This window comes from Hyphomonas sp., from assembly GCF_046313735.1.
Classification (GTDB): Bacteria; Pseudomonadota; Alphaproteobacteria; order Caulobacterales; family Hyphomonadaceae; genus Hyphomonas.
Map to the genome: position 1 here is coordinate 1 of NZ_JBKBXW010000011.1, position 26,305 is coordinate 26,305.

Genomic DNA, 26,305 nt, shown 5'->3' on the forward strand with positions numbered 1-26,305 from the left:
GGTCTGCGCCGCCTGCACCGCCCGGCCCCCGCGCTGGGACCGGGCGCGCGCGGCGCTCGAATATGACGATGTTTCGCGCATCCCGGTGCTGGACCTGAAACATGCCGGCCGGCGGGACCATCTGGACTTGCTGGCGGGCTGGATGCGGCAGGCGGGCGAGGCTGTGCTGGCCGACGCTGACCTGCTGGTGCCGGTGCCGCTGCATTACACCCGGCTGGTGATGCGTGGGTACAACCAGTCCGCCTGGCTGGCGCAGGCCGTTGGGCGGCAGGCCGGGCTCGCGGTCTCGGTCGATGCGCTTGTGCGGACGCGCCGCACGCCCAGCCAGGCAGGCCTGTCAGCGCGGGCGCGGCGGCGGAATGTGACCGGCGCGTTTGCCGTGCGCCGCAGCCGGGCAGGCCGCATCCGCGGAGCACATGTCGTGCTGGTGGATGATGTGCTGACGACCGGGGCGACACTGGGGGCGTGCACGCGCGCCCTGAAACAGGCAGGAGCGCGGCAGATCAGCGTGCTGGTGCTAGCGCGCGTTGTTCGCGCAACGGATGTCACCATATAACGGTTCTGTAACAGCCGCCGGCGACAGTGCTGCGGCAAGTCCTCAACGGAAAGGATTCGCCAGATGGCGAAGGTCACGATCTACACCCGCGCATTCTGCCCCTACTGCACCCGGGCGGTGCAGGTGCTGAAAGACAAAGGCGTCGAGCTCCACGAGATTGATGCCGGCATGGACCCGGCGCTGCGCGAGGAAATGACCCGGCGCTCCGGCGGTGGCCGTACGTTCCCTCAGATCTTCGTCGGCGAGCAGCATATCGGCGGCTGCGATGACATGCTGGCGCTCGACCGCAAGGGCGAGCTGCACCGGCTGCTGGCGGCGGCGGGCTGAGGCGGAGGACTCGGATGATCCTCTACGCGCTCGTCTGCGAGACCTGCGATCACGGGTTCGAGGGCTGGTTTGCCAATTCCGGCGCCTTCGACCGGCTGGCAGCAAAGCGCCAGATCGACTGCCCGGAATGCGGCAGCCGCGAGATTGCCAAGCAGATCATGGCCCCGGCCGTGCGCCCCTCAGACAAGGCGCTGCCCCAACAGCCGGACCCTGAAGTGATCGCGCGCGAGATTGCGCGGCGGGTGCGCGAGCATATTGCGGGCAATGTGGATTATGTCGGCGGGGACTTTGCCGAGGAAGCGCGCGCCATGTTCTATGGCGAGCAGGAAGACCGCCCGATCTGGGGCGAGGCAACCCCCGAAGAGCGCGAGGCCCTCGCCGAGGAAGGCATCCCGGCGATGCCGCTGCCTGCCCCGTTTGCGCCGAAAAAGCCGAAGGCGGCCCGCCGGCGCGAGCAGCTGAACTGACGCGCCCGCCCGCGCGCTTTGCCGCGCTTGAACCGGGCGAGTGGCTTGGTTAGAAGGCGGCATCAGACAGACATACCGGGACGCGGAGGGCCTCATGGCGAGCCAGGACTATCATCGCGGCGAAATGAACATCGCAGATCAGAAAGCGACCTGGGACGGTTTCATGACCGGCAGCGTCTGGGGCACGCTGATCGTCACCATGATTGTCGGCTATGCGACGTTGGCCCTTGCCATCGGGATGCACTGGGCAGTGGCCCTTGGTCTGATGGCGGTGCTGGGCATCGGCGGCGGCCTGTTCATGAACCTCGGCGGGCGCTGGATGGCGACCGTGGTCGTGATGGTGGTGCTGGCGCTGATCGTGCAGGCTTTCATCTGGCTGTTCGGCGCGATTCTCTGACATTCCGGCCCATCGCGGCCAGTTTGACGGGCGGGTTTAACCCCGCCTGAACCCGTTCTTCGGCATACCCCTTGAACTTTATCGAAAAACGCTAAAGTCTCGGAAGTCCCAGCCGCAGAAGGAAGCCGCTCTTGACCGACGCGCCACTCGTTCTTGACCGCGCCACGAAACGCTTCGGCGGGTTCACCGCCGTCAGCCAGCTCAGCTTCGAGGTGCCCGCCGGGCAGATCATCGGCTTCCTTGGCCCCAATGGCGCGGGCAAGTCGACCAGCCTGCGCATGGCGCTGGGTGTGATGGCGCCCGATGAAGGCGAGGTGCGCCTGTTCGGCAGCCGGCCGGAAATCCGCAACCTGCACCGGGTCGGCTTCCTTCCCGAAGAGCGCGGCCTCTACAAGAAGATGACGGCGCGCGACACGATTGTGCATTTTGCGCGGCTGAAGGGGCTGAAGGCCGCCGAGGCGCGCGCGCGGGCGGATGAGCTGCTTGAGACGACAGGCCTCGGCAAGTTCCGGCTGTCGCGGATTTCGAAACTCTCCAAGGGCATGGCGCAGAAGGTGCAGATCCTCTCCACCCTCGCGCACCGGCCGGATTTCCTGATCCTGGACGAGCCCTTCTCCGGCCTCGACCCGATGAACCAGCAGACGCTGGAAGACCTGATCCGCGCCGAGCATGAGCGCGGGGCGACGATCCTGTTCTCGACCCATGTGATGGAACATGCCGAGCGCCTTTGCGACCGGATCGTGATGATGGCGCGGGGGCGCAAGGTGTTCGATGGCACGCTGGAAGATGCCTATGGCACGCTGGGCCGGGGCGCGCGGATTTCGGTGGAGCCGGGGTTTGACCTGGCCGCAGCGCTGCGCCCGAAAGGGTTTGAGGCACACCGGGCGGCCGACAAGGGGCCGGGCGAAGCCTGGCGGGTGACGCTCGGGCCGGGGCGCGGCGCGCAGGATGCGCTGCGGGCAGTGCTGGAGGCCGGCGCGCCGGTGATGGGGTTCCAGCCGGAGGAAGCCCGGCTGCGGGATGTGTTCGTTTCGCTGGTGGGGGAGGCGGAGGCCGCTTCCGTGACACAGGCGGCGCCCGCCGCGCCGGTTGAGGAGACCGTCCGATGCGCAACATCTTCCTGATCTTCCGGCGCGATTATCTTGGCTATGTGAAGGCCTGGGGCTTCTGGCTGAGCCTCGCCGCCGTGCCGCTGTTCCTCATGATCGGGGCGAGCTTTGGGTATTTCGCGGCAGCGTCCTCGCCTGTGCGGTATTATGCGGTGGTGGAGCCCTCGCGCGTCTATGCCGATGCCATCGATGCGGAGTTCCAGCGCCGCAGCCGGGCCGCCGCCGAGGAGGCAGCCGCCCTTGCCGCGCAGATGAACATTCCGCTCGCCGAGGCGGAGGAACAGCTTGCCGATACCGCCGCCACGCGGCGCTTCATCGAGGTGCCTGCACCGGCCCGCACGCTGGAGGAACTGCGGCCTTACCTGACCGGAGACCGGACTGTGCCCGGACCGGCGGGCGACCGGGGCCTGTTTGCGGTGTTCATCCTGTCAGAGGATGGCAGCCAGCTCGAATACTGGAGCAATGACGTCAATGTCGACACGCTGCGCCGCGCCGCCGAAGCCGCGATGCGCGATATGGGCCGGCGCGAGGCGCTGGCGGCCGCCGGGCTCAGCCCCGATTTCCTACGCGCAGCGGATGAGACGGCGCTGGCCGTGCCGGCCTTCCGCCTGCAGGCGACGCAGGCCGGCGAAAGCGGCGCGGAGGTGACCGTGGCAGACCGCGCGCCTGCGATTGTGGCCGGGGCGCTCGCCTATTTCCTCTGGCTGATGATCTTCTCGATCATCCAGTACCTGCTCATGGGCACGATCGAGGAACGCTCCAACAAGATCTTTGATACGCTGCTGACCTCGGTGAAGCTGCCGCAACTGCTGGCAGGCAAGATGCTGGCGGTGTTTGCGGTGACGACGACGATGATCCTTTCCTGGACGCTGTTCGGGGCGATCGGATCGGTGATCACCGCGAGCCAGGTGCCGGGGGCAATGGAGATGATCCGTCCCTTCATTGCGGCGGCGACCGATCCGGGCCTGATCCTGCCGGGGCTGATCAGCTTCGTGCTCGGCTACATCCTCTATGGCACGATCTTCATGGCGCTCGGCTCGCTCTGTGACACGATCCAGGAGGCGCAGACACTGCTCTCGCCGATCATGATCCTCCTGATGCTGCCGATGTTCGCGATCTTCGTGGCGTTCCAGGATCCGGGCTCGCCCATCGTGGATATCACGTCCTGGATTCCGCTGTTCACGCCGTTCCTGCTGATCCTCAGGATGCCGCATGACCCGCCGATGTGGGAAGTGATCGCGCAGATGGGGATGATGGTGGCGGTGACGGCGCTGGTCGTCTGGGGCTCCACCAAGGTCTACCGCGCCGGCGCCGTGCACGGCGCGGGCATCGGCGAACTTGGCGGGATGCTGAAGCGGGCGGTGGGGCTTGGCGGCAAGCCGAAGGAAGCGCCGGCGGAGTAGGGCTGATCCTGCTACCGCTCAAAAAAACCCCGCCAGATGGCTCTGGCGGGGGTATCCGGGGGCGGAGCATATGGGGCAGGGGTGTATGCTCCGTTGGCGGATGAAGTGCCGGCTCAGGTGAAGCCGCCATTGGCGAAGACGAGCTGGCCGTTGATCCATTCGCCGTCCGTTGCGCACAGCGCGGCGATGGCGTTGGCGATGTCTTCGGGCTCGCCGATGCGGCCGTAGGGAATGCGCTGGGCGGCCTGGGCGCGCAGCTCCGGCGGGGCCTGGAACAGCAGCGTGTTGGTCGGGCCGGGCGCGAGGGCGTTGACCGAGATGCGGCGCCCGCCGAGTTCCTTGGCGAGGCAGCCGGAGAACATTTCCTGCGCTGCCTTGGTGGCGGCATAGGCGCCATGGGTCGGGTGTTTCGCGAGGACCGAAGAGGAGCTGAGGCTGATGATCCGCCCGCCATCGCGGGTGCGGCGGGCAGCCTCGCGCAGCACGTTGAAGCCGCCCTTGATGTTGGTTGCGATCATCCGGTCGAAGGCCTCGTCGGTCATCATGGCGAAGGGGGCCATGTTCATGATGCCGGCATTGCTGATGACGACATCGACGCCGCCGAAGGCGTCATCATTGGCATCGAACAGGGCCTTGACGGCGGCAGGGTCGGCGACGTCGGCCTGTTTCCAGATGGCACGGCCGCCTTCGGCCTCGATTTCGGCGACAACTTCGGCGGCAAGGTGGGTGTTGACAAGGCAGTTGACGGTGACGGCGTAGCCATCGCGGGCGAGGCGGCGGGCGGTGGCCGCGCCGATGCCGCGGGACGAGCCAGTGACGAGGGCGGCGCGGCCAGCGCCGGGGCGGGCGGAGCGCTCGCCGGCCTGGGCTGTTCCGGCAAGCGCGGCGGGGGCGGCAGCAGCCGCGGCGAGCGCCATGAAGGTGCGGCGGGAGGGATCGATGTCTGGCATAGGTCCTTGTCTTTCAGGTTCGGGCAGGGGGAGGAAACTGCGCTTGTGGGTCAGGCGGGCAGGAGGGCCGGTGGGCGCGCGCCATTGAAGGTGACGCCGGTGAGGGCTTCGGATGTGGCCCACAGGCGGTGGGCGGAGCCTTCGTCCTGCGCCTTCGCCGGTATCCGGGCCGGGGCGGGAAAGCCGCGGGTTTCGGCCATATGGCTGCAGCCATAATAGCCGCCGGGCTTTGCTTCGGGCGCGGTCGCGGCAAAGAGGATCGGCAGCGCGCCTTTCCAGGCTGGCTGGAACAGGGGCCGCAGCAGCAGCGGAAGGAAACCGGCCCCGCCGGGCGCGTTGGGCAGGAGGTCCGTGCGCGAGACGCCGGGATGGGCGGCAAGGCTGGTGAGACCCCAGCCCTGCGCATCGCTGCGCCGCTGGAGTTCGAGCGCGAAGATCAGACAGGCGAGCTTCGACTGGGCGTAAATGGGCACCGGGCTGTAGGCGCGCTCGGCGTGCAGATTGTCGAAGTCGATCCGGCCCTCGCGCGCGGCGATGCTGGAGACGGTGACGATGCGGGGCGCGCGGCCCTGTTTCAGCAGCGGCAGCAGGTGCGCGGTCAGGGCAAAATGGCCGAGATAGTTGGTGCCGAACTGAAGCTCGAGCCCGTCGGCAGTTTCGATCCGGGTTTTCGGCGTCATCACGCCGGCATTGTTGATCAGCAGGTCGAGGTGGCCGGTCTGGCGATGAAGGCGCGCGGCAAAGGCGGCGACGGAGGAGAGGTCGGCGAGGTCAACCTGCTCGAAGCGGATATCGGCGCGGGAGGCGCCCTCCAGGATGCGGCTGACAGCTTCGGCGCCTTTTTGCGCGTTGCGGCCGGCCAGGATGATTTCGCCGCCGGCATGGGCGAGGGCGAGCGCCGCTTCAAAGCCGATGCCGCCGGTGCCGGTGATGACCGCAGTGCGGCCGCGCTGGGAGGGAATGTCGGGGGTCGACCAGTTTTTCATTGAGTGGCTATCCTTGGTTTTGCACTTGGTGTAATATTCCTAATACACTAAGTGCAATTTTGCACCAAGGGAAATTTTCGGCTTGAAGGAAAATAGTGATCCGGGCGGCGGCCTGCGGGAGCGAAAGCGTCTCGAGACGGCAGCGCGTATCCGCGAGGCGGGCATCCGGCTATTTGCTCAGAGGGGATATGACGCCACGACACTGGACGAGATTGCCGACGAGGCCGGGATCTCGCGGCGGACGTTCTTTCATTATTTCAAATCAAAGGACGACATCCTCCTGTCGCTGCAGGCGAGCGCGGACAATGATTTCGCGCCGGTGATGCGGCAGGTGCCGATGGACCGGCGCCCGCTGGAGGCAGCAAGGGATGCGCTGTGCGTGCTGGCGTCCCGCTACAAGCCGGATGAACTGCGCGTGGTGGACAAGCTGATGCGGGCAAGCGAAGCGGTGCAGGCGCGCAAGCAGACATTCTATATCGAGCGGGAGAAATCCATGCTCGCCGCCCTGAGGGAGCGCTGGCCGGAGCCGGAGCGGGAGCCGGCGCTGAAACTGGTCGCGATGGTGTCGCTGGCGACTTTCCGGGCGGCGCTCGACCGGTTCCATCTGGAAGACGGCGCGCGCCCACTGGAGGACGTGCTGCGGGAAGTCTTCAAAGAACTGGGGCAGGAAACCCTTGGCGGGTGAGACGCAGCTACGCAGAAGACAAACGGAAAACCCCGCCAGATTGCTCTGGCGGGGTTTTTGGTCTGATCGGTCCGGAAAGCCGGTGAGGGCTTACACGATGCCTTCGCGCTGGGCGCGTTTGCGGGCGAGCTTGCGGGCCCGGCGCACGGCTTCGGCGCGCTGGCGGGCTTTCTTCTCGGAAGGCTTCTCGAAGTGCTGACGGGCCTTCATTTCCCGGAACAGGCCTTCGCGCTGCATCTTCTTCTTCAGCGCGCGCAGGGCTTGCTCGACATTGTTATCGCGGACGACGATCTGTACTATGGGACTTCTCCATCGGGTTCGGACGGGCGGCACGTGCCCGGTGAATTCATTGATTTCAGGCCTGACAGCCCAAGAAGCGGCGCCTATATCACGGGCTGAGGGGCTTGGCCAAGCCCTGTTTGGCGGGATTCGACACATGACTGAGCCTCCTTCGACCCTGCTGCGCCGGCGCTGGCTGGAGGCGCTCCTGCCCGAGGTGGCGATGGAGGGCTGGACCGAGGGCGCCGCGGCCGCAGCCGCCCGGCAGGCCGGCCTCAGCGAGGGGGAACAGGCGCTGGCCGCCCCGCGCGGCGTGATCGACCTGATCGAGGGCTTTTTCGACATGGCCGGCGAGCGGGCGAGAGCTGCGCTGGAGCAAGAGGACTTCTCGGGCCTGCGGGTGCCGGACAAGGTCAAGCGCGGCGTGCTGGCCTGGCTCACCGAGCTGGAGCCGCATCAGGAGGCTGTACGGCGGGCGGCGAGCCGGGGGTTCCTGCCCTGGGGCGCGGGCCCGGCGCTGGAGCGGGCCTGGAAAGTGGCCGATCTCGTCTGGACCGCTGCGGGGGATACCTCGCAGGATTACAACCGCTATTCGAAGCGGGGGCTGCTGGCGGGTGTGCTGCCGGCGATCGTGCTCTATTGGGTGGACCGTCCGGCCCCGGAGGACCTTGAGGCCTTCATCGAGCGGCGCCTTGCGCATGCCTCGGGCATCGGGCGCACGGCGGGGCAGGTGCTGAAACCGCTGCTGGACCGGTTGCCGCAGAAATCCTGAATACCGGCGCGGGCTGGCATGGCGGCTACAGGCTCAGCCTGTGTGCGCAAACCTGAATTGGGGAGGGGAGTGTCGGACGGCGGCGCTTCAAACACCCCAGGGGGCTGGGGGGGCTGATGGGTCCGGGGCGCTTGCCTTTGTCCTCCGTCCGACACGGTGAAGATGGAGTCCGCGTGCGGCGCGGGCAAGGCTGAAATGCGGTGAAACGGTGTCCGGGGGATTAAATCTGCGTTAGCTCAGGAGAGGGCTGGACGCGGGCGGCAACCTGTGACGAAACTGTAATCCTAATGACTGAATCGATCCACAGGAAATCGCTTCCCGACCCGGTCGTCGCCTTCCAGAAGGCCGAGCTTCAACCCATCCTTGACGTATACGGACGGCTCGTGATTGCGGGCGAGGCGCGCGACTATGCCATCGGCATGGATAAGGAAGTGGCGACCTTCGCGATTTTCCGCCGTCATGCCGAAAGCCCGACCTGGCGAATCGAAAAGGAACCGGCGCTGGCAAACCGGCAAGGCCAGTATGCCGTGTACGGATCGGCGGGGCAGGTGCTGCGCCGGGGCCGCGAGCTGAAACAGGTGCTGCGCGTGTTTGAGACGCGGCGTTTCAGCATCGTTCGTTAGAGGACCGGGCTGATTCACAGAATCAGCCCGATGTTCCAGGTTTTTGAATTGTCGCGGCGTTTTTCCGAAAACCGGTTCCCACTTTTCGGAACGCCGCTTTAAGACTTTTCCATGCGCCTTAACCCTTTGTTTACCAAAAACTTCTTGCGAACTTTACCGGAACATTATATGAACTTGCTCATCGGAACGGAGCAGGGACATGATCGGTCAAGTGAGCTTTCGCGGTCAATCGGGCAAGGCCTGGCGCTTCCAGCGCGTGGCGGCAGACTCGCCCTGGGCCCGCAATGCGGGTGTGGTGATTTTCGCCGGGCAGGAAGCCTGCGGATGGCGGGTGTTCCGGGTGATGGAGCTCACCGGCCGGCCGCATGACATCCAGCCGATCTGGGCGCTGGCCGAGGCCGAACGGTTTGGCGCAAGCGCGGTGTTCGTGGCGATGGAGTTTGATGGCGGCGCGCGGCGCGCGATGGTCGCTGACCTCGAGGCCGGGTTCACGCCGGTCTGCCGGGCGCCGCAGGCGCCGGTGCGGATGGCGGCGTGACGGTGCTGCCCGTAAGGGTACAGCGGGTCGTCCAGCCGCGTCCGGCTGCAAGGCCGCGCATCAGTTGATCTGGGCAGTGAACCAGCGGGTCACCTCGTCCTCGACCATCGCCAGCGGGCGCGGGCCGGGGGCGAGGATTACCCGGTGGAAGCCTTTCTGGTCGAAACGGGGCCCGAGCACGCGGATGGCGCGTTCGCGCAGGTCGAGAATCCGGCTGCGGCCGAGCCAGCCTGCAGCGGCGCGCCCGGGCCAGACGGTCATCCGGTCCACCTCGTCTGCGGCGATGGCCGGACTGATGCCGGTTGTTGCGCTGAACCAGTCGATGGCCTGATCCCGGCTCCAGCGCTCCTGGTGGATCCCGGTATCGGCGACGAGGCGTGCGGCATGAATCAGCCGGGCCTGGAGATAGCCGATGCGGCTCACAGGATCCTCCGCATAAAGACCGATCTCGTCGGCAAGGGTCTGCGCATAGGCGGCCCAGCCATCGGAAAAGGCTGTATCCGGAACAAGCTGGCGGGCGAGCGGCAGGCGGGCCTCGCGCGCGGCGGTGGCGGAGACGTGCCGGCCGGGCAGGGTGGTTTCGAACGCCGTGGCGGCGAGGCGGTAGTCCGGCCAGTCGGCCATGCGGGAGAGGTCCAGAACCAGCGTCGCGGGCGCACTGCCATCGGCTGGCTCGGGCACATAGCGGGCACGCGCGGGCGGGGTCGCGGCGCCCCTGTCGGCAGGCCGGATGACCGGCGAGGCCGTGGGCGCAGTTTCGAAGGCCAGGGAAAGGCGGGCGCCGGCGCGGGCGGCATGCGTTGCAATCCGGTCCATCAGCTCGGCGCGGCCTTCTTCCGTGTCCGGAAGGGTTTCGCCGGGGCGGGCAGCCAGTAGGGCAAGGCGCGCACCGGGCGTGCCCTCGGTCAGGCCGATGCCGGCGAGGGCGCGGTCAAGGTCGGCAAGCAGGGCGTCCGTCTCGCGCCGTCCGCGTTCATGCAGCCCGGCAGGGGAGGCGGCGTCGGACGTCCAGGCGCGCAGCGAAGCGGCGTAATAGGCCTCGCCCTCCGGCAATTGCCAGATTCCCGGCAGTTCCGGCGCGGTGTTCGCGAGTTCGTTCAGGCTGGCTGCGAACTGTTCCAGCGCTGGCTGGACCTCGGCAGCGGCGAGGCGGCGGATCTCGGCGCTGAGGGCCGCGCGTTCGGCCGGATCAAGGCCCTGGATGCCGGGGGCGAGATTGTCGAAAGCCGTTACGGCCTGGCTGAGGGCGGGAGGCTCTGCGGCCGCAGCGGAGGCTGCGGTGATCATCCGGCGCAGCACAGGGCCGGGCGGTACGATGCCGGCGCGGGCATCGGCCTCCAGCCGGCGGCGCTCATCCTCGATGGCGTCGGCAAACTGTGCCATGCGGGCGGCATAGGCGCGGGCGTCCGCCGGGGTGCGCATCGGATGATGCTGGGCAAGCAGGACCGGGACGTCGATATAGGCCCCGCGCAGATGGTCAGCGGCGTAAGGGTAGGCTTCGCCGAGCGCGGCAGCGCCGTGGCCTTTGATGAACAGGGTCTCGGCCGTTTCATGCGCGGCGATCAGCGTGTCGAGATGGCGGGCAAGGGCGCTGCCCCGCGCCGGGCGGGGCACGCGGACCAGCAGGTCGCGCGTCTCCAGCCGGGAGAGGCGGGCGCGCTCGAAGGCGGCCTGCGACCGGTCGGTCAGCAGGCGGTTGTAGCCAAATCCGGCGGCGTCCTCGGGCACGCCCAGCCGGGTGGCGAGCTCCGGATCGCGCGCGATCTCGTTCTGGGCAACCGTCGTCAGTGTCCGTTCGATCTCCCGGGCGATCCGGCGGGGCGTGCCTTCCGGGTCGGCGCCGCCGGAACAGGCCGCGAGGACGCCGAGCATCATCAGCGCGGCACCAAGGCCTGCTGTCAGGCGCCGCGGGAGCCGGTTGGCTGGCACAGTTTTCATGACAACTTTTTACTCGCTTCCCACTGCAATTGAGCCGGTTTCGGGAGTTGTGGCCATAGTATATTTCCGTTAGTGAACCGCCAAACTTGCGAGGAGCCCTGCATCGTGACGACGACACCCCCGCCCGGTGGACAACCGGCCCTGACCGGACAGGTCCTGTTCTACAAAAATCCCCAGCCGCTCTCGGTCGAGGAACATGGCGGACTTGGCGTGAAGCAGATCGCCCAGCCCTTCGCCTTCCTGCGCGAGGCCCATGCCGTGCCGGTCACAGTGACCGAATTTGGCGTCTGCGCGGCTTCCTATCCGGTGATCTTCGTCGGTGATGACCGCACCCCGGTCGTGGTCATGGGCGTTCGCCAGGGCCAGAACCTCTATGTCGACGACAATGGCTTCGTGCTTGAAGACCATTACGTGCCGGCCTTCGTGCGCCGGTATCCCTTCGTTTTCGCGGCGGATGACGGCTCCGACCGCCTGCTGCTCTGCGTCGACCGCGCAGCACCGATGGTGTCGAACCAGCCGGACGTGGCCTTCTTCGAGAATGGCCAGCCGAGCCAGTTCACCACCGACGCTATCGAATTCTGCAAGGAGTTCGAACGCCAGCGCCGCGCCACAGTCGATTTCGTGAACATGATCCGCGGCATGGACCTGTTCGAGCAGAAATCGGTGACCTTCCAGCCGCGCGATGAGCAAGGCAACGAAGCTGGCCCGCCGCAGAAGATTGCCGATTACTGGGCGATCTCCGAAGAACGGCTCAATACGCTGTCGGAAGAAAAGTATATCGAGCTGCGCAACAATGGCGCCCTCGGTGCCTGCTATGCGCATCTCGTGTCCCTGCTGAACTGGCCGAAAGTTGTGCAGCGCGCCGTGCGTACGCCGCCTCCGGGCCTCGCTGCTGCCTGAACTCAGGATTGCCTGACCGGGCAAGCTGAAGCGGCCCTTCCCGAGCGGGAAGGGCCGTTTTCGTTTGCGCAACAGGGCTTTGTGCAGCCGGCGCGCTCACGAATGGGCGAGCAGGCCTTCCCCCGGCGGGGCTAAGGCGGCATATCACGCCGGTGTAAAACCTGCTGAGGGAGCGAGGCTGCATGACGTCATTGCTGCGCAAGCTGGCCCGGGTTCTGGGTCTCGTTACCGGATTGAGCCTCGCTGCAACGGCCCCCGCCATGGCGCAGCTCGGCGGGGAGCCGCGCGCAGACGTGCAACTGGTGGCGGACCAGGCACAGGTCGCCCCTGGGATGACGTTCTATGCCGCGATGCAGATGGACATGCAGCCCGGCTGGCACGTCTACTGGCAGAATGCCGGCGATGCCGGCCTGCCGCCGCGCCTGATTGTCGAGGAGACGTCCAGCGTTCCAGCCGATGCGATCGGCGAGTTTCTGTGGCCTCTGCCGGAACTGCTCCTCGTCGCAGAAGACCAGATCATGGACTATGGCTATACGCGCCGGGTTGTCCTGCCTTTCCCGATTACCGTCCCGCAGGATGCAACCGGTACGTTCCGTCTCGATGTTGAAGCGGATTATCTGATCTGCGAGACGATCTGCATTCCGGAAACGGCCTTTGTCAGCCTTATCCTGCCGGTCGGGCCTGCGCGGGAGGATGCCGCTGGCGGCGGGCTGATCGGCGAATGGATCCAGAAAGTGCCCACCGCGTTTGCGGGGGAGGCTGCGTTTGATGCCTCGGAAGCGCCCTGGACGCTCAGCCTGAAGCTGCCGGGCGGCTTTCCGGATGGCGCGCAGATCCGGTATTTCCCGTTCCAGCACGAGATCCGCCATGTGGCCGCCCAGCCGCAGCGGGTTGGCCCTGAAGGCGCGAGCCTGCGGCTGACCCCCAGCCGGTCCGGCATGGTGCCGGAGACGCTGGCCGGGGTGATCCGCGTGGACGCGCCGGGCGCCGAGCCGGTTGGTTTCGAGATTTTCGCTGCGCAGGGCGCGGTTTTCCCCGGCACGGACGATACGGACGTCGTGCCCGCCCGTGCAGCCCTGGCGCCGGAGGTGATCGGCCTTGGCCATCTGATGGTGCTGGCCGGCCTTGCCTTGCTGGGCGGGGTGATCCTCAACCTGATGCCGTGCGTTCTGCCCGTCCTGTCGATGAAAGCCATCGGCATGGTGCAGGCCGCCGCCACCGGACATGCCGGCGAAGTGCGTGCGCACGGGCTTTGGTACACAGCCGGGGTGATTGTCTCGTTCCTGGCGCTGGCCGGGGTGATCCTCGCGATCCGCACGCCGGCAGAGGCCCTCACGCTTGGCTTCCAGATGCAGAACGCGCCGACCGTGGCGATCCTGACACTGGTGATGTTTGCCGTTGGCCTTTGGCTTATGGGTTTCTTTGAGCTTGGCCTGTCGATCCAGAATACCGGATCGGGCCTGGCGAGCCGGGGCGGGGCGATGGGCGCCTTCTTTACCGGCGTGCTTGCGGCGGTCGTGGGCGCGCCCTGTGTCGGGCCGTTCCTGGCCGTGGCGCTGGGCGCGGTGATGACCCAGCCGGCGCCGGCGGTGATTGCCGTATTCTTCGCGATGGGCCTTGGCATGGCGCTGCCTTTCCTGATCTTGAGCTTCGTGCCGGGCCTTCACCGGCTACTGCCAAAGCCGGGGTCCTGGATGGAAACGCTGAAGCAGGCCTTTGCCTTCCCGATGTTCCTGACGGCGGCCTGGCTGCTGTCGGTGCTGGTGAGCCTCGCCGGTGCGGCGGCGGCGGGCTGGACCGTTGCCGGGGCGACGGCGCTGGTCTTCGCGGTCTGGCTGGCGCGGCAGGGCGGTGGCGTGCGCCGGGCAGTGGCCGCAGTCGCGCTCGCGGCGGGGTTTATTTATCCGGCGATGCAGGCGAACGTGCCGGCCCCAGCCGTGGCGGGCAGCGGCGAGGCCTTGTTTGACGGCAGCTATGGCGAAGCCGCCTGGAGCCCCGAGCTGGTCGACAGCCTGATTGCCGAGGGCCGTCCCGTCTTCGTGGACTTCACGGCGAGCTGGTGCGCAAGCTGCCAGGTCAACAAGATGACGACGCTCAAGACGCGGCGCGTGCGCGAGGCCTTCGAGGCGGCGGATGTTGCCTTCCTTGTGGCGGACTTCACCCAGAAGGATCCGGTGATCGCCGCCGAACTGCAGCGGCGCGGCCGGGCCGGTGTACCGATGTATCTCTGGTATCCTGCCGGGGAGAGCGAGCCGCAGATCCTGCCGGAACTGCTCAGCCAGGACCTTGTTCTCGGACTTTTGACTGGCCGGTAGGGCCATCAGGGCTATAACTCAGGACAGGGCCGCGCGCCCGCCTACAGACGACAAGACAGGAGATGACGATGATTACACGCCGCCACCTCAGCCTCGCCGCCGGAATGGCTGCCGCGGTTGCCCTGACCGCCGGAGCGCTGATCGCGTCCACGGCCGAAGCCTCGACGCCTGCGGCCGTGATCGGCCAGCCGGCGCCCGCCTTCACGGGCGTGACCTCGAACGGCGAGACGGTGTCGCTGTCGGATTTCGCCGGCAAGACCGTGATCCTCGAATGGACCAATCATGACTGCCCGTTCGTGGTGAAGCATTACACCTCGCCGCCCTCGAACATGCAGACGCTGCAGAAGCAGGCGGCGGAGAATGACATCGTCTGGCTGTCGGTGATCTCCTCGCGGGCCGGCGAGCAGGGCCATGTCAGCCCGGAGCGGGCCAATGAGCTGACTGCCTCGCGCGGGGCCGCGCCGGCTCATGTGATCCTCGACGCAGCGGGCACCATCGGCCGCCTCTATGATGCCAAGACGACCCCGCACATGTTCATCATCACGCCGGAAGGCCAGCTGGTGTATGACGGCGCCATCGACTCGGTGCGCTCCTCGCGCGTCGCCGATATCGCAGGCGCCGACAATTATGTCAGCATCGCACTCGCCGAACTGGCCGAAGGCAAGCCGGTCTCGAACCCGGTGACGACGCCGTATGGCTGCGCCGTGAAATACTGATCCGCCCTTCGCGGTCGTTTCGAAAGGCCGGCGGGGCGACCTGCCGGCCTTTTCATGTCTGCCGCAGACTTTGGGGAAGGGGTTGCTGTGCCTGCCGGTTGACGTCAAACCGGGGAGAGGGAGGGCCCGCATGACAGAGCCGACACATCCGATCGTTCGCGACCAGCCGCCGGAGATCCCGTCTGAAGGCGGGCCGCTGGCAGAGTTTGGCGGCGCGCTGCCGCCCGCGCCCGGATGGTTCCGGGAGGCAGTCGCTGCGCCGTATGAGACAGCCTCTGTGGATGTGAAGGGCGCGAAGGTGACCTATCAGCGCTGGGGCAGGCGCGGGGCACCGGGGTTGTTGTTTGTGCATGGCAATGGCGCGCATGCCCACTGGTGGGACTTCATCGCGCCCTATTTTGCCGAGCACTACAATGTGGCGGCGCTGAGCTTTTCCGGCATGGGCGAAAGCGACTGGCGCGACGCCTATGACATGGACACCTTCGCGCTCGAGGAAGTCGCCGTCGCCGAACATGCGGGCCTGTTCGATGGGCCGCGCAAGCCGGTAATTGTCGCGCATTCCTTCGGCGGCTTCGTGACGCTGGTGACCGGGGCGAAGCATGGCGCCCGCTTTGCCGGCATGGTGATCGTTGACAGCCCGGTGAACCCGCCCGAGCGCCCGCGCAATGGTCCCTCGCGCAGCGGCCGGCCGCACCGGGTGTATCCGGACCTGACGGCGGCGCTGTCACGCTTCCGGCTGGCGCCGCCGCAACTCTGCGAGAACCTCTTCGCGCTGGACTATATCGCCCGCTGGAGCCTGAAGCGCGCCGAGGGCGGCTGGACCTGGAAGTTCGATCCGTCGATCTGGACGCGGTTTGACGCCAACATGGACTCCTCGGAGATGCTGAAAGCGGCGCAATGCCGGATCGCCATTATCCGGGGAGAAGAAAGCGCGCTGATGCCCGATGATGTCGGCGACTATATGCGGGCGCTGCTGGGCCATCAGGTGCCGTTCGTGTCGATCCCCCATGCGCGCCATCATGTGATGCTGGATCAGCCGGTGGCCTTCATCTCCACGCTGCGGATGCTGCTGGCCGAATGGGACCATTCCGAGCCGCACCGGGCGCTGCCATAGACCGGCCATAATCGCGCGGCAGGGGGCGGAGATGAGCGCTTGATCCTGCAATCGGGGTGGATAGTCTGCGCGCGGACACGGCGGAGAGGGACACGTCATGACGAGAGCGACACTCGACGAAACGACACATAATTCGGCCATCGAAGGGTTCATCGAGCGGCCGCTGTTCCGCGACACGATCATGTTCCTCATCGTCGCGAACGCGCTGGTGCTCGGCGTCCTGACCTACTCGGAGGAACTGCCGGAGCCGCTGGTGACGGCGCTGATCATGTTCGATACGGCGGTCACCTGGGTGTTCGTTACCGAGATTGCGCTGAAGCTGTTTGTCTATCGGCTGCAATTCTTCAAGCTTGGCTGGAACTGGTTCGATTTCATCGTGGTCGGCATTTCGCTGATCCCGGGCGGATCGGCCTTCACGGTGCTGCGGGCGCTGCGCGTGCTGCGGGCCCTGCGGCTGCTGCATGTGATCCCGACGATGCGGCGGATTACCGAGGCACTGCTGAATGCGCTGCCGGGCATGGGGGCGATCCTCGCGATCCTGGGCCTTGTCTTCTATGTGTCGACGGTGATGGCGACCTACCTGTTCAGCGGGTCGGAGAATACCGACAATTTTGCTTCGCTCGGCGCCTCGGCGCTGACGATGTTCGAGGTCCTCACCATGGAGGGCTGGAACGAGATCATGCGCGAGCTGCTGGATGAATATCCCTTCGCCTGGGTGTTCTTCATCCCATTCATCCTGTTCACGGTCTGGGCGATCCTGAACCTGTTCACCGCCGTGATCGTCGACGCGCTGCAGGACAGTGCGCTCGAGACAATGCGGGAAGCCGAAGAGAAGATGGAGGAGAAATTCGAGGAAAAGCTCGAGGCCGAGATCGGCGCGCAGGAAGCGCAGGAGGTGATCCGCCACCGCGAGTTGATGAAGACGCTTGCCGAGTTGCGCGCAGAAATCGAGACGCTGAAAGCGGGCCGCTGACGCGGCGGCTTCCAAACGCCGGATCAGCCCGCGAAGGCTTTCTCGATGACGAACTCGGCCGGGGCCGCGTTCGAGCCCTCGGTGAGGCCGGCCTGGATCATCAGCGCCTTCACGTCCTGGATCATTTCCATGGAGCCGCAGATCATCGCGCGGTCGGTGGCCGGATCGAGCCGCGGGACGCCGAGATCCGCGAACAGCTTGCCATTCTCGATCAGCGTCGTGATACGGCCCATACGCTCATGATGCTCGCGGGTCGTGGATGTGTAGAGGGTGAGCTTGCCTTCGACCATTTCGCCCACGAGCGGGTCGCTGGTCAGGCTGTCGATCAGCGTGCGGGAATAGGTGAGTTCGGCGACATCCCGGCAGGTATGGGTGACGATGACCTGTTCATAGCGCTCATAGGTATCGGGATCGCGCACGAGGCTGGCAAAGGGGGCAAAGCCGGTGCCGGTGGAGAACATGTAGAGCCGCTTGCCGGGGGTAAGGGCGTCGAGCACGAGCGTGCCGGTCGGCTTGCGGCCGAGAAGCACCTTGTCGCCGGGCTGGATCTTCTGGAGGCGCGAGGTCAGCGGGCCATCGGGCACCTTGATCGAATAGAATTCCAGCTCCTCATCCCAGGCAGGGGAGGCGACGGAATAGGCCCGCAGCAGGGGTTTGCCGTCTTCCTTCGGCAGGCCGATCATCACGAACTCGCCCGAGCGGAAGCGGAAGCTCTGCGGGCGGGTTGTCCGGAACCGGAACAGCCGGTCGGTGTAATGTTCGACGGAAAGGACGGTTTCCTCGGTCGGGCCGTTGGGATTGGCCTTTGCCGGTGCGGCCTGTCCTGCGGATGCGTCGGCGCTCATGCCACTGCCTTCTGGTCGCTTGCTCGGGCGTCAGTTGACGCGGGCGGCGGGCAAAAGCAATGCGTCAGATGAACGGTTTAGATTTTCTCAATCGCGGCCGGGGGTGTCTCAGCGCTGGCGCGCGGCGTGGCGAGGGAGCCTGCGAGGATCAGCGCGAGGCCAAGCAGGGCGATTCCGGCCGCAAGCGGCAGGTGGGTGCGGGATTCTTTCAGTCTTATCGGCATGAATGCCTCCGGATCGCTTTCCTGAGCCGGTACAGGATCGCACCTGAACGCGGCCAGAACAGGCTGGTTTGGGGGCATCCCTGCGAAAATTGTGCCGGGAATGGGGCCTGGCCGCGTCAGTCAGGGCGTTTGCGTCCCATGCGTTCTTCCCAGTGCCGGCGGCAGAGGGAGACATAGGTGGCCTTTTCGATGGCGATCTGGTCGCCTTCTGTCAGGGCCTTTCCGTCCGGGCCGAGACGGACGACCATGGTGGCCTTGCGGCCGCATTCGCAGATGGTGCGCACTTCGCGCAGGGCGTCCGCGATGGCAAGCAGGGCAGCGGATCCCTCGAACAGCTCGCCGCGGAAATCCGTGCGCAGACCATAGGCGAGGACCGGAATGCCGATATGATCGGCAACACGGGCAAGCTGCCAGACCTGTTCGCGGCTGAGGAATTGGGCCTCGTCAACGAAGACGGCATCGAGTCGGCCGGATTCCTTGTGAATGCGGATGAGGCTGAAAAGGTCTGTTTCCTGCGTGTAGAGCGTTGCATCAGCCGAGATTCCAATCCGTGAGCTGATCTTTCCGGCCGGGTCGTCCTTATACAGGGCAGAGGTCAGGAGGAGGACCTCCATGCCCCGTTCGCGGTAGTTATACGCCGCCTGCAGGAGGTTGGAGGACTTGCCCGCATTCATGGCGGCGTAGGAGAAGTAGAGCTTGGCCATTGGGCGGGGTCCGGGGATTGGCAGGTCAGCGCAGCGACAGGGCGGCGCCTTCGCGCCGGGGGTCGGCGGCGCCTTCAAGGCCCATCTCGCGCACCACGATGACGTGCAGGCCGGAATTCTCGCCGGTGCGTTCCTCCACCGTATAGCCCAGCCCGCGCAGCGTCTCGGCCACTTCGGGTCCGCCCTCGACATCGATCTCCACGCCGATGCTGTTGCCGCGGGCGATGATGTTCGGGAAGGCTGCCGCTTCCTCGGCGGTGAAGCCCCATTCAAGGATGCCGACAAGGGTCTTGGCGACATAGGCGATGATCGAATTGCCGCCCGGCGAACCGGTGACCATGAACAGGTCGCCGGCCTCATCGAAGACAATCGTCGGCGACATGGACGAGCGCGGGCGCTTGCCGGCGGCGGGGGCGTTGGCGACGGGTTTGCCGTTCACTTCCGGGGTGAGCGCAAAATCGGTCAGCTCATTGTTGAGCAGGAAGCCGCCCGCCATGCGGGACGAGCCGAAGGCAGCTTCGATCGTTGCGGTCATCGAGACGGCGTTGCCATCGAGGTCGATGATCGAGAGATGCGTGGTGCCGGCGCCGGGCGTGGTGGGGTCCTCGCCCCACATCGGGCGCAGCGGTTCACCGCCGAGGACGATCCCGGGATCGCCGGGGAACACGCGGCCATCGGGCGCAAAGGCCTGTGCGGCGCGGGCGCGCACATAGGTCGGGTTCATCAGTTCCTGCACGGGGACGGGAACGAAATCGGCATCGGCGACATAATGGTCGCGGTCGGCATAGGCGAGGCGCTGGGCATCGACGAAGGCCTTCAGGCGCAGCGCGTGATCTGCGTTGAGGCGGGCAGACGGTTTCAGAAGGTCATACAGGCCCATGATCATGCCCTGTGCGATGCCGCCGGAGCTGGGCGGCGGGGCCGAGCAGAGCCGGTAGCCGGACTGGATCTTCGCGCAGACCGGCTCGCGGATTTTCACCTGGTAGGCGGCGAGGTCCTCCAGCGTCATCGCGCCGCCGTTGGGGCCCTCATTCGCGGCGGCCACGATCTCTGCGGCAATGCTGCCCGTGTAGAAAGCCAACGGGCCATCCTCGGCGATGGCGGCGAGGGTTGCGGCATAGGCGGGGTTGGTGCGGCGGAAGCCGGCGGGCAGGGGCTGGCCGTCCGGATAGAAATAGGCGGCGGTGACCGGGTTGTCGTCGAGCCGGATCGCGGCGCGCAGGCGCGGGTTGGCCAGCACGTCGGCAAGGCGCGGCGAGACGGCGAAGCCGTTTTCTGCAAGTTCAATAGCCGGTTGGAACAGGCTCGCCCAGGGCGCGCGGCCGGCGGATTCATGCGCGGCCTTGTATAGGGCAATCTGTCCCGGCACGCCGACCGAGCGGCCCGATTGCCAGGCTTCGATGAAGCCCATGATCTCGCCATCATCCTTGCGGAACAGGTCCGGCGTGGCGGCGGCCGGGGCGGTCTCGCGTCCATCGAATACAGTGATTTCGTCCTTCGCGCGGTCGTAATAGACAAGGAAGGCGCCGCCGCCGATGCCGGAGCTCTGCGGCTCGACGAGGCCGAGCACCGCGTGCACCGCGATGGCCGCGTCAATCGCATTGCCGCCCTGACGCAGAATGGCGAGCCCCGCCTCGACCGCGCGCGGGTCTGCAGCGGCGACCATGGCGCCTTTCGTCCAGGCTGCCTCACTCGCGCTCGCCTCGGGATAGGCGGCGCGGCGTGTGTCATTGCCGGAAACTGGCGCAGGCGGCGGCGCGCAGGACGCAAATGTGAACGCGGCGAGCACAAGGGCGGGCAGAAGGCGCATAGGGCAGTCAACTCCTCAGATTGGCGAGGCGCCCTGTTGGCCTTAAAGGTCAGGGCAGAATCTCGCGAGGTGAGGGCACATAGCATGGCAAGGCCGGGGGCACGCAACCTCATCACCGATATTGAAGGCATTCTGGTCGGGCAAGCGGAAGATCCGGGCGTACGCACCGGCGTGACGGTTGTGGTTGCCGTGACGCCCTGCCTTGGCGCGGTCGCCGTCGCGGGCGGCGGGCCCGGCACGCGGGAGACCGACCTGCTTGGCTCCGGGCGGCTTGTTTCCGGCCATGTCGATGCGGTCTGCCTGTCGGGTGGCTCGGCCTACGGGCTGGCGGCGGCGGATGGTGTGATGGATGGGCTGCGGGCTGAGGGGCGGGGTTTTGCGCTGGCCCGGCGGCCCGGTGTGCCGGCGACTCCGATCGTGCCGGGAGCTATCCTGTATGACCTCGCCAATGGCGGGGACAAGGACTGGGGCGAGACGGCGCCCTATGCCGGGCTGGGGCGCGCAGCGTTCGCGGCGACAGGCAAGGCTTTCCGCCTCGGGCGCGCCGGAGCAGGGTACGGCGCGATGGCGGGCACGGCGCCGGGCGGGACCGGGTCTGCCAGCATTGTCACCGATGACGGGTTCAGCGTGGGCGCGCTTGCGGCGGTCAACAGTTTCGGATCGGTGCGGATGCCTGGCTCGGACGCGTTCTGGGCTTGGCCGTATGAGATCGGCGGAGAGTTCGGCGGCGCGCGGCCGGCAGCTGGCCTCAGCTTCGATGCCGAGGACTGGGGCGCGGCCAAGGCGAGCGCCCACCCGCGCGAGAACACGACCATCGCCTGTATCGCGACCGATGTAGCGGTTTCCCATGACGAGGCGCAGCGCATCGCGCAGATGGCGCTCGCCGGGATGGCGCGGGCGATCCGGCCCGTGTTTGCGCCCACGGACGGCGATGTGATCTTCGTGCTCTCGACCGCGCGGCGGGAGGCGGCACTGCCCCGCCCGCTGCTGGTCGCCCGGCTGGGGGAACTGGCCGCAGGCACGCTGGCGCGTGCAATTGCGCGGGGGGTTTACGAGGCGGAGCAGCCATCATGAAAAAGTGGGCAAGGGTCACAACTGCAAGATGGTTCCTGGCGGGCGCACTGCTGGCGCTCTCGGCCGGTTGTGTGATGGCGGGGCGGGACGCCGACATTGCCGACTGGCCGGGCATGGCCTCTGTGCAGACCGTATCCGGACGCAGCGTGTATCATGAGTGCGGCGCGACGATGATTGCGCCGGACTGGGCGCTGACGGCGGCGCACTGCGTGGAGAATGTCCAGATCGAAGCGTCGGGCCGGGCCGCGCAGTTTGGCCAGGACGCAAGTGGGCGGGATGTGCGCCTCGGCACGCTGGCGGTGGCCGCCGGGCTGGCGGATTTGAGGCGCAAGCCGAAAGGGTCGGTCTTCCCGGTCTCGGAAGTATATCTGCACCCGGGCTACCAGCCCGGCGCGCCGGAGCAGGGGGCAGACCTCGCGCTGCTGAAACTCGACGGGCGCTGGGAGGGGCCGCTGATGCCGCTCGACGGGCTGACCGGGGCGGCGGGGGACCTGTTTGCGGCCTATGCCGATGTGCGGGTCGCCGGCTATGGCCGCAAGGGCGAGCGGGTGCAGGGCGAGGCCGGGCTGATGCCGGGCGGCCGGCATGTTGAGGCGCCGTCGCTGATCCTGCAAGAGGGCTATGTGCCGCCGGTTGAGGCAGCGGCCTGCGAGGCAGGCCTGCGGGCCGAGCTGGAAACACCGGGCGGGCGCGGGGGCGCGGCCCCGGCCTGGCGGATCGATCCCGAGCGCCAGATCTGCGCCGGGCGCGGCGGCACCGATGCCTGCCAGGGCGACAGCGGCGGCCCGCTGGTGATCTACCATCAGGCGGGCGCGCCCGTGCAGGCCGGCATCGTCAGCTGGGGCGCCGGCTGCGGGCGGGAGGGTGTGCCCGGTGTATATGTGCGCGTGGCGGCCTATGCCGGATGGATCGGCGCGGTGACGGGTGTGACCGGTGCAACCGGTATCACGGGCGGCGGGGCGGATGCGCCCGGCGAGGCGCTGCAGCACGGTTCAGGCCCGGAGGAAGGACCCTCCGAAGGCGACTGACCGGCGCAGCCATCCCGTTTGTCCATCCGCCAGGGTTGGCGGTGTTGCCGGCTGCGGCAGGGTTGGACCCGTCGCGCCTGCTGCCCGGGCGCCGTTCGGCGCTACCTGCAGATGTTGTTTTTCCCGGGAGGACCGTCAAGTTCAGGGTCGCGAAACCCAGTGGGCGCGCCCCGCTGCATATGGGGCGCAGGGCAAAGCAATTGAGGCTTGCAAGCCGCCGGGGCCGCCTGTATGTGTCCCGCTCCTAATGGCCAGGCACCCGTAGCTCAGCTGGATAGAGCACCAGACTACGAATCTGGGGGTCAGGAGTTCGAATCTCTTCGGGTGCGCCATTTTTCCTGCAGGCTTCACAGTTCCATGACGGTCAGGTGGCCGGTGTAGACGGCGCCGGTGTCGATCCAGTTGAGGCCGTTGCGGCTCAGCGGGGCGGCGAGAGGGGTGTGGCCCATATAGAGGCGCGCCAGCGGGGGCGGGAGCAGGCCGGGATAGTCGAAGCGGCGCTGGTCGAGGATCTCGCGGTCCCACATTACGTGTGAGCAGGCAGTACGAAGGGCGAAGGTGTCTTCATCCCAGCGGGCCGGGGGCGCGGCATGGGTGATGCCTATGAGCCCGGCCGGATGGTCGATCTCGATGGCCAGCGGGAGGCTGGCGAAAGCCTCGGCCACCAGGTTTCTTGCATCCGGGTCATCTTCATGGGCGCGCCACCAGGTGCCGCCATTCGCCAGCCATGCGCGCACGCCGCAATGGCTTTTGCCCAGCACATGCTGGAACATCATGTCCTCATGATTACCGGCAACGCTGAAGAACCAGGGCTCACGGATCAGTTCGAGGCAGGCGAGGCTGTCGGGCCCCCGGTCCACAAGGTCGCCGACAGCGAAGAGACGGTCCTTGTGCGGATCGAACCGGGCGCGGTCGAGGGCGTCCATCAGGAGGGTGTATTCGCCGTGAATGTCGCCCACGGCAAAGTCGCGCCCGCAGGCATTTTCAGGGACTTTGAGGAGGAGGGGGCCGGCCGGGCGGAGAGGTGACATCTGCCTTTCGTATAGCAGAAACCGGCCTTCCCGGGAATGACCGCGCGGCAGCGTGCCGGCTGTTCAGGCCGCGCTCGCAGGCTGGGCTGACAGCAGGCTGGAAAAGCTGTCTGCGCTCGCCGGGGCGCCGAACAGGAACCCTTGCAGGAACCGGCAGCCAGCCTCTTCGAGGAAATCTGCCTGGGAGGGGTGTTCGACGCCTTCGGCGATCAGTTCGGCAGAGACGACGCCGGCGAGCTGGCCCAGCGAGACGATCAGGCGCGTTGCCCGGTCATCGCGGCCCATGGCGCCGATCAGCGACCGGTCGATCTTGATACGGTCGACTGGAAGGTCGAGCAGGGCGCGAAGGTTGGAGTAGCCTGTGCCATAGTCGTCCAGCGCAATGAGGACCCCGGCATCCTTCAGTGTACGGATATTCACGAGGGCGCGGTCGATGTCGTGGATGATGACAGATTCAACAATCTCGATACAGATCGTCTCCGGCCGGATCCCGGCCCGCCGCAGGATACGCAGGACCTGCTCCGCATATCCCGGCCGTACAATCTCGAGGCCGGAGGTGTTGAAAGAAAGGAAGCGGAGCGCGCCGGACGCCAGCCAGGGGCGGGCCAGCTCGGAGGCACGCCGCAACAGGCCAAGGTCGAGGGTTGAGATGAGGCCGCAATCCGTGGCGACGGCGACAAACTCCTCGGCTGGAATCGGGCCCAGGACGGGATGGGTCCAGCGGGAGAGCACTTCTGCGCCCGCAATCCGGCGGGTCGCGGAATCGACGATCGGCTGGAAAACCGGCACGATCTCGCCGCGCGTAAGAGCGAGGCGGATGTCGTTCTCCAGCATGTTGCGCCGGTGCGTGCGGATCGACAGCCCGGCATCGAACAGGACGAGTTGCTCACGCCCCTGCCGCTTGGCCTCGAGAAGGGCGGTGTCCGCATGGAGCATCAGGCGTTCGGGGCTGCTCGCATCCAGTCCGAATACGGACAGTCCGATCGAGCCGGACACATGGATCAGCTTGTCGCCATGACGCACCGGGCGGAACAGCCGTTTCCTCAGGCGGCTGACGGACTCGGCGAGAATATGCGGCGCGACCCGCTGGTGACGGAACAGGATGGCGAATTCGTCGCCGCCCATCCGGGCAGGGCTCAGCACATCCGGCCAGGCAATCAGGCGCCGCGCCAATGTGCGCAGGATTGCGTCGCCCGCCTTGTGGCCGAATCTGTCATTGATCGTCTTGAACCGGTCGAGATCGAGATAGGCCAGGCAGATCAGGTGTTCTGTGTCCTCCGGCCAGCCGGCGATTTCCCGCAAGTCCTCGTCGAAGCCGTTGCGGTTGCGTAGGCCGGTTGCAGGATCTGTTCGCGCCGCCTTGTATGCCGCGGAGTTTGCAAGTTCGGCGAGTTCAAGTTTTTTCCGGAGCACTTCGGTCTGATCGCCCTTGATCCGGGCGATCAGGCGTTGAGCCGCTTCCATCCGCTCGATGGCGTCCTGGGCATCGAGCGGCGCAGTGCGGGAGCCGGGAATGGCGCTGATGACCACACAGGCAATCAGGTTTCGGCCGGATTTGAGGCGCACGGGGTAGCGAAGGGTCAGGAGTGCGGTGCCGTTGAGCAGGGTTTCTTCATCCAGGCTGTCCTTGCCGCGCAGCACCCGCTGCTCAGCCGCCCGGATGCGCTCGACGCAGTCCGGCAAAAGGAACGAGTCCGGCGACCCCGGCGCCGCCTCGATGCCCTCGACCAGCCCGCGCATGGCGGTGTTCATGAACAGCCACTGATGATCAGCGTCCCGCGTGAAGATCGGGAATGGCAGCGCATCGGCGAAGGCCTGCAGCGGCTCGAGCGAGGGGCTGGTCATGCAGGGATGCTTTCGCGGCCATTGCCATACAGGCGTTCGATGAGTTGCGAAGCGACTTGCGAGAAGCGCCAGAGCTTGCGGCGGGAAGCGAGGTCAAAGCCGCGCGGAATGTCGTGCAGAAGGCAGAAACTGCCAATCCGGTAGCGATTGCCGATCAGCAGCGGGGCGCCGGCATAGAAGCGGATGTGCGGAGCATTGGTGACCAGCGGGTTGCGGGCGAAGCGGGCGTCTTCGAGCGTGTTCTCGACGATCAGAAGGCGTTGGCGCTGGATGGTATAGTGGCAGAATGCAATGCTTCGGGCCGTCGAGCGCACGGGCAGGCCGTGATTCGACTTGATCCACTGCTGAGAGACATCAATCAGGGTGATCAGCGCAATGCTGACGTCAAAATGCTCCGCAGCGGCGCAGGTCAGCGCATCCAGCCGTTCGTCAGGGTCCGTGCCGCATACTTGAAGGCTGTTCAGGCAGGCGATGCGCTCCGCCTCGGCAGCCGCCTCCTCAGTCTTAAGGGGAGCGGTCTGCGCGCTCACGGCGCAGTGCCGCCCAAAGCCGCGTGAGTGTCCACGATGCTGGCTCCAAAGCGCATCGGCGCCACCTCCATCTGCTAGAGGGAGTATGACTGAGGCACCAGTCGGGTTCCATGCCAGATTACTATTTTAGAAGGAATTTCTGTCAACCAAAGTTAACGGGTGTTAA

At 66.6% G+C, this 26,305-nt stretch carries 28 protein-coding genes and 1 tRNA gene; 18 read left to right on the top strand and 11 right to left on the bottom strand.

Annotation, left to right across the window (positions count from 1 at the left end; all coding sequences use genetic code 11):
• From ACK4SV_RS06995 to ACK4SV_RS07020, 6 genes are all read left to right on the top strand, one after another.
• The coding region (locus ACK4SV_RS06995) for a ComF family protein (RefSeq protein WP_409917097.1) at positions 1-556 on the top strand (556 nt) is incomplete at its 5' end.
• A gap of 63 nt (positions 557-619) precedes the next feature.
• Positions 620-883 carry a glutaredoxin 3 gene (grxC, locus tag ACK4SV_RS07000; RefSeq protein ID WP_409917098.1) on the top strand — a complete coding sequence of 88 codons (264 nt, stop codon included), beginning with the start codon at positions 620-622 and terminating at the stop codon, positions 881-883.
• 14 nt (positions 884-897) lie between these two features.
• A complete protein-coding gene (locus ACK4SV_RS07005; protein WP_409917099.1) occupies positions 898-1,350 on the top strand; it encodes a DUF1178 family protein in 453 nt (150 codons plus the stop codon).
• Between the two features lie 94 nt (positions 1,351-1,444).
• Positions 1,445-1,747, top strand: a complete 303-nt coding sequence (locus ACK4SV_RS07010; protein ID WP_409917100.1) for an aa3-type cytochrome c oxidase subunit IV — start codon at positions 1,445-1,447, stop codon at positions 1,745-1,747.
• 131 nt (positions 1,748-1,878) lie between these two features.
• The gene (locus ACK4SV_RS07015) at positions 1,879-2,871 is read left to right on the top strand and encodes an ABC transporter ATP-binding protein (protein WP_409917101.1); all 993 of its coding nucleotides are present in this window, start codon (positions 1,879-1,881) and stop codon (positions 2,869-2,871) included.
• Complete coding sequence (locus ACK4SV_RS07020) at positions 2,853-4,259, top strand: ABC transporter permease (protein ID WP_409917102.1); 1,407 nt, start codon at positions 2,853-2,855, stop codon at positions 4,257-4,259. The genes ACK4SV_RS07015 and ACK4SV_RS07020 overlap by 19 nt, the downstream gene beginning before the upstream one ends.
• Positions 4,260-4,372: 113 nt before the next feature.
• Here the strand turns inward: ACK4SV_RS07020 and ACK4SV_RS07025 are convergent, their stop codons facing one another.
• Both ACK4SV_RS07025 and ACK4SV_RS07030 read right to left on the bottom strand, forming a co-directional pair.
• Complete coding sequence (locus ACK4SV_RS07025) at positions 4,373-5,209, bottom strand: SDR family oxidoreductase (RefSeq protein WP_409917103.1); 837 nt, start codon at positions 5,207-5,209, stop codon at positions 4,373-4,375.
• 50 nt (positions 5,210-5,259) lie between these two features.
• The gene (locus ACK4SV_RS07030) at positions 5,260-6,195 is read right to left on the bottom strand and encodes an oxidoreductase (RefSeq protein ID WP_409917104.1); all 936 of its coding nucleotides are present in this window, start codon (positions 6,193-6,195) and stop codon (positions 5,260-5,262) included.
• Between the two features lie 82 nt (positions 6,196-6,277).
• Between ACK4SV_RS07030 and ACK4SV_RS07035 the strand changes: the two genes are divergently transcribed.
• Entirely contained in the window at positions 6,278-6,880 is a 603-nt protein-coding gene (locus tag ACK4SV_RS07035; protein ID WP_409917105.1) for a TetR/AcrR family transcriptional regulator, read from the top strand.
• A 90-nt stretch (positions 6,881-6,970) separates the two neighbouring features.
• Here the strand turns inward: ACK4SV_RS07035 and rpsU are convergent, their stop codons facing one another.
• Positions 6,971-7,234 (bottom strand): 30S ribosomal protein S21, encoded by a 264-nt coding sequence (gene rpsU, locus ACK4SV_RS07040; RefSeq protein WP_409917190.1) that lies wholly within the window; start codon positions 7,232-7,234, stop codon positions 6,971-6,973.
• 82 nt (positions 7,235-7,316) lie between these two features.
• On the opposite strand from rpsU, the gene ACK4SV_RS07045 reads away from it, so the two are divergent.
• The 3 genes from ACK4SV_RS07045 (at position 7,317) to ACK4SV_RS07055 (ending at position 9,092) form a co-directional block, all read left to right on the top strand.
• Positions 7,317-7,931 carry a COQ9 family protein gene (locus tag ACK4SV_RS07045; RefSeq protein ID WP_409917106.1) on the top strand — a complete coding sequence of 205 codons (615 nt, stop codon included), beginning with the start codon at positions 7,317-7,319 and terminating at the stop codon, positions 7,929-7,931.
• A gap of 287 nt (positions 7,932-8,218) precedes the next feature.
• On the top strand, positions 8,219-8,554 hold the full coding sequence (locus tag ACK4SV_RS07050; protein ID WP_409917107.1) for a DUF2794 domain-containing protein: 336 nt from the start codon (positions 8,219-8,221) through the stop codon (positions 8,552-8,554).
• A gap of 199 nt (positions 8,555-8,753) precedes the next feature.
• Positions 8,754-9,092 (top strand): hypothetical protein, encoded by a 339-nt coding sequence (locus tag ACK4SV_RS07055; protein WP_409917108.1) that lies wholly within the window; start codon positions 8,754-8,756, stop codon positions 9,090-9,092.
• A gap of 60 nt (positions 9,093-9,152) precedes the next feature.
• On the opposite strand, the gene ACK4SV_RS07060 is transcribed toward ACK4SV_RS07055, so the two are convergent.
• A complete protein-coding gene (locus ACK4SV_RS07060; RefSeq protein ID WP_409917109.1) occupies positions 9,153-11,030 on the bottom strand; it encodes a DUF885 domain-containing protein in 1,878 nt (625 codons plus the stop codon).
• A 105-nt stretch (positions 11,031-11,135) separates the two neighbouring features.
• Here ACK4SV_RS07060 and ACK4SV_RS07065 point away from each other — a divergent pair, with 105 nt between their 5' ends.
• The 5 genes from ACK4SV_RS07065 (at position 11,136) to ACK4SV_RS07085 (ending at position 17,048) form a co-directional block, all read left to right on the top strand.
• Positions 11,136-11,930, top strand: coding sequence for a SapC family protein (locus ACK4SV_RS07065; protein WP_409917110.1), 795 nt, complete (start codon positions 11,136-11,138; stop codon positions 11,928-11,930).
• 182 nt (positions 11,931-12,112) lie between these two features.
• Positions 12,113-14,245: a protein-disulfide reductase DsbD family protein gene (locus tag ACK4SV_RS07070; RefSeq protein WP_409917111.1), complete on the top strand. Its 2,133-nt coding sequence runs from the start codon at positions 12,113-12,115 to the stop codon at positions 14,243-14,245.
• A 68-nt stretch (positions 14,246-14,313) separates the two neighbouring features.
• Positions 14,314-14,961: a redoxin family protein gene (locus tag ACK4SV_RS07075; protein WP_409917112.1), complete on the top strand. Its 648-nt coding sequence runs from the start codon at positions 14,314-14,316 to the stop codon at positions 14,959-14,961.
• Positions 14,962-15,091: 130 nt separating this feature from the next.
• Positions 15,092-16,075 carry an alpha/beta fold hydrolase gene (locus tag ACK4SV_RS07080; protein WP_409917113.1) on the top strand — a complete coding sequence of 328 codons (984 nt, stop codon included), beginning with the start codon at positions 15,092-15,094 and terminating at the stop codon, positions 16,073-16,075.
• Between the two features lie 97 nt (positions 16,076-16,172).
• Positions 16,173-17,048 carry an ion transporter gene (locus ACK4SV_RS07085; RefSeq protein ID WP_409917114.1) on the top strand — a complete coding sequence of 292 codons (876 nt, stop codon included), beginning with the start codon at positions 16,173-16,175 and terminating at the stop codon, positions 17,046-17,048.
• Positions 17,049-17,071: 23 nt separating this feature from the next.
• Here ACK4SV_RS07085 and ACK4SV_RS07090 read toward each other — a convergent pair whose 3' ends face one another.
• The 4 genes from ACK4SV_RS07090 to ggt form a co-directional block, all read right to left on the bottom strand.
• On the bottom strand, positions 17,072-17,893 hold the full coding sequence (locus tag ACK4SV_RS07090) for a ferredoxin--NADP reductase (protein WP_409917115.1): 822 nt from the start codon (positions 17,891-17,893) through the stop codon (positions 17,072-17,074).
• 77 nt (positions 17,894-17,970) lie between these two features.
• Entirely contained in the window at positions 17,971-18,117 is a 147-nt protein-coding gene (locus ACK4SV_RS07095) for a hypothetical protein (protein ID WP_409917116.1), read from the bottom strand.
• Positions 18,118-18,233: 116 nt separating this feature from the next.
• Positions 18,234-18,821, bottom strand: coding sequence for a thymidine kinase (locus ACK4SV_RS07100; RefSeq protein ID WP_409917117.1), 588 nt, complete (start codon positions 18,819-18,821; stop codon positions 18,234-18,236).
• A 25-nt stretch (positions 18,822-18,846) separates the two neighbouring features.
• Positions 18,847-20,631 carry a gamma-glutamyltransferase gene (gene ggt / locus ACK4SV_RS07105; RefSeq protein WP_409917118.1) on the bottom strand — a complete coding sequence of 595 codons (1,785 nt, stop codon included), beginning with the start codon at positions 20,629-20,631 and terminating at the stop codon, positions 18,847-18,849.
• 84 nt (positions 20,632-20,715) lie between these two features.
• Between ggt and ACK4SV_RS07110 the strand changes: the two genes are divergently transcribed.
• The 3 genes from ACK4SV_RS07110 to ACK4SV_RS07120 all read left to right on the top strand — a co-directional run bounded on the left by ACK4SV_RS07110 (position 20,716) and on the right by ACK4SV_RS07120 (position 23,065).
• A complete protein-coding gene (locus tag ACK4SV_RS07110) occupies positions 20,716-21,705 on the top strand; it encodes a P1 family peptidase (RefSeq protein WP_409917119.1) in 990 nt (329 codons plus the stop codon).
• Positions 21,702-22,733, top strand: a complete 1,032-nt coding sequence (locus ACK4SV_RS07115; RefSeq protein ID WP_409917120.1) for a serine protease — start codon at positions 21,702-21,704, stop codon at positions 22,731-22,733. Before ACK4SV_RS07110 ends, ACK4SV_RS07115 begins: the two co-directional genes overlap by 4 nt.
• A gap of 255 nt (positions 22,734-22,988) precedes the next feature.
• Positions 22,989-23,065 (top strand) — tRNA-Arg (locus ACK4SV_RS07120).
• Between the two features lie 15 nt (positions 23,066-23,080).
• Here the strand turns inward: ACK4SV_RS07120 and ACK4SV_RS07125 are convergent.
• The 3 genes from ACK4SV_RS07125 to ACK4SV_RS07135 form a co-directional block, all read right to left on the bottom strand.
• Positions 23,081-23,764 (bottom strand): metallophosphoesterase, encoded by a 684-nt coding sequence (locus ACK4SV_RS07125; RefSeq protein ID WP_409917121.1) that lies wholly within the window; start codon positions 23,762-23,764, stop codon positions 23,081-23,083.
• 63 nt (positions 23,765-23,827) lie between these two features.
• Positions 23,828-25,609 carry an EAL domain-containing protein gene (locus ACK4SV_RS07130; RefSeq protein WP_409917122.1) on the bottom strand — a complete coding sequence of 594 codons (1,782 nt, stop codon included), beginning with the start codon at positions 25,607-25,609 and terminating at the stop codon, positions 23,828-23,830.
• Complete coding sequence (locus ACK4SV_RS07135) at positions 25,606-26,139, bottom strand: GAF domain-containing protein (RefSeq protein WP_409917123.1); 534 nt, start codon at positions 26,137-26,139, stop codon at positions 25,606-25,608. Before ACK4SV_RS07135 ends, ACK4SV_RS07130 begins: the two co-directional genes overlap by 4 nt.
• Positions 26,140-26,305: the final 166 nt, after the last annotated feature.

Excerpts from the sequence above, each read along its gene's own strand:
- ACK4SV_RS07075 (WP_409917112.1), top strand. The coding sequence starts at position 14,314 with ATGATTACACGCCGCCACCTCAGCCTCGCCGCCGGAATGGCTGCCGCG.
- ACK4SV_RS07095 (WP_409917116.1), bottom strand. The coding sequence starts at position 18,117 with ATGCCGATAAGACTGAAAGAATCCCGCACCCACCTGCCGCTTGCGGCC.
- ACK4SV_RS07005 (WP_409917099.1), top strand. The coding sequence starts at position 898 with ATGATCCTCTACGCGCTCGTCTGCGAGACCTGCGATCACGGGTTCGAG.
- ACK4SV_RS07060 (WP_409917109.1), bottom strand. The coding sequence starts at position 11,030 with ATGAAAACTGTGCCAGCCAACCGGCTCCCGCGGCGCCTGACAGCAGGC.
- ACK4SV_RS07025 (WP_409917103.1), bottom strand. The coding sequence starts at position 5,209 with ATGCCAGACATCGATCCCTCCCGCCGCACCTTCATGGCGCTCGCCGCG.
- ACK4SV_RS07030 (WP_409917104.1), bottom strand. The coding sequence starts at position 6,195 with ATGAAAAACTGGTCGACCCCCGACATTCCCTCCCAGCGCGGCCGCACT.
- grxC (WP_409917098.1), top strand. The coding sequence starts at position 620 with ATGGCGAAGGTCACGATCTACACCCGCGCATTCTGCCCCTACTGCACC.
- ACK4SV_RS07130 (WP_409917122.1), bottom strand. The coding sequence starts at position 25,609 with ATGACCAGCCCCTCGCTCGAGCCGCTGCAGGCCTTCGCCGATGCGCTG.
- ACK4SV_RS07110 (WP_409917119.1), top strand. The coding sequence starts at position 20,716 with ATGGCAAGGCCGGGGGCACGCAACCTCATCACCGATATTGAAGGCATT.
- ACK4SV_RS07045 (WP_409917106.1), top strand. The coding sequence starts at position 7,317 with ATGACTGAGCCTCCTTCGACCCTGCTGCGCCGGCGCTGGCTGGAGGCG.
- ACK4SV_RS07090 (WP_409917115.1), bottom strand. The coding sequence starts at position 17,893 with ATGAGCGCCGACGCATCCGCAGGACAGGCCGCACCGGCAAAGGCCAAT.
- ACK4SV_RS07125 (WP_409917121.1), bottom strand. The coding sequence starts at position 23,764 with ATGTCACCTCTCCGCCCGGCCGGCCCCCTCCTCCTCAAAGTCCCTGAA.
- ACK4SV_RS07020 (WP_409917102.1), top strand. The coding sequence starts at position 2,853 with ATGCGCAACATCTTCCTGATCTTCCGGCGCGATTATCTTGGCTATGTG.
- ACK4SV_RS07055 (WP_409917108.1), top strand. The coding sequence starts at position 8,754 with ATGATCGGTCAAGTGAGCTTTCGCGGTCAATCGGGCAAGGCCTGGCGC.
- ACK4SV_RS07010 (WP_409917100.1), top strand. The coding sequence starts at position 1,445 with ATGGCGAGCCAGGACTATCATCGCGGCGAAATGAACATCGCAGATCAG.
- ACK4SV_RS07050 (WP_409917107.1), top strand. The coding sequence starts at position 8,219 with ATGACTGAATCGATCCACAGGAAATCGCTTCCCGACCCGGTCGTCGCC.
- ACK4SV_RS07080 (WP_409917113.1), top strand. The coding sequence starts at position 15,092 with ATGACAGAGCCGACACATCCGATCGTTCGCGACCAGCCGCCGGAGATC.
- ACK4SV_RS07100 (WP_409917117.1), bottom strand. The coding sequence starts at position 18,821 with ATGGCCAAGCTCTACTTCTCCTACGCCGCCATGAATGCGGGCAAGTCC.
- ACK4SV_RS07070 (WP_409917111.1), top strand. The coding sequence starts at position 12,113 with ATGACGTCATTGCTGCGCAAGCTGGCCCGGGTTCTGGGTCTCGTTACC.
- ggt (WP_409917118.1), bottom strand. The coding sequence starts at position 20,631 with ATGCGCCTTCTGCCCGCCCTTGTGCTCGCCGCGTTCACATTTGCGTCC.
- ACK4SV_RS07115 (WP_409917120.1), top strand. The coding sequence starts at position 21,702 with ATGAAAAAGTGGGCAAGGGTCACAACTGCAAGATGGTTCCTGGCGGGC.
- ACK4SV_RS07085 (WP_409917114.1), top strand. The coding sequence starts at position 16,173 with ATGACGAGAGCGACACTCGACGAAACGACACATAATTCGGCCATCGAA.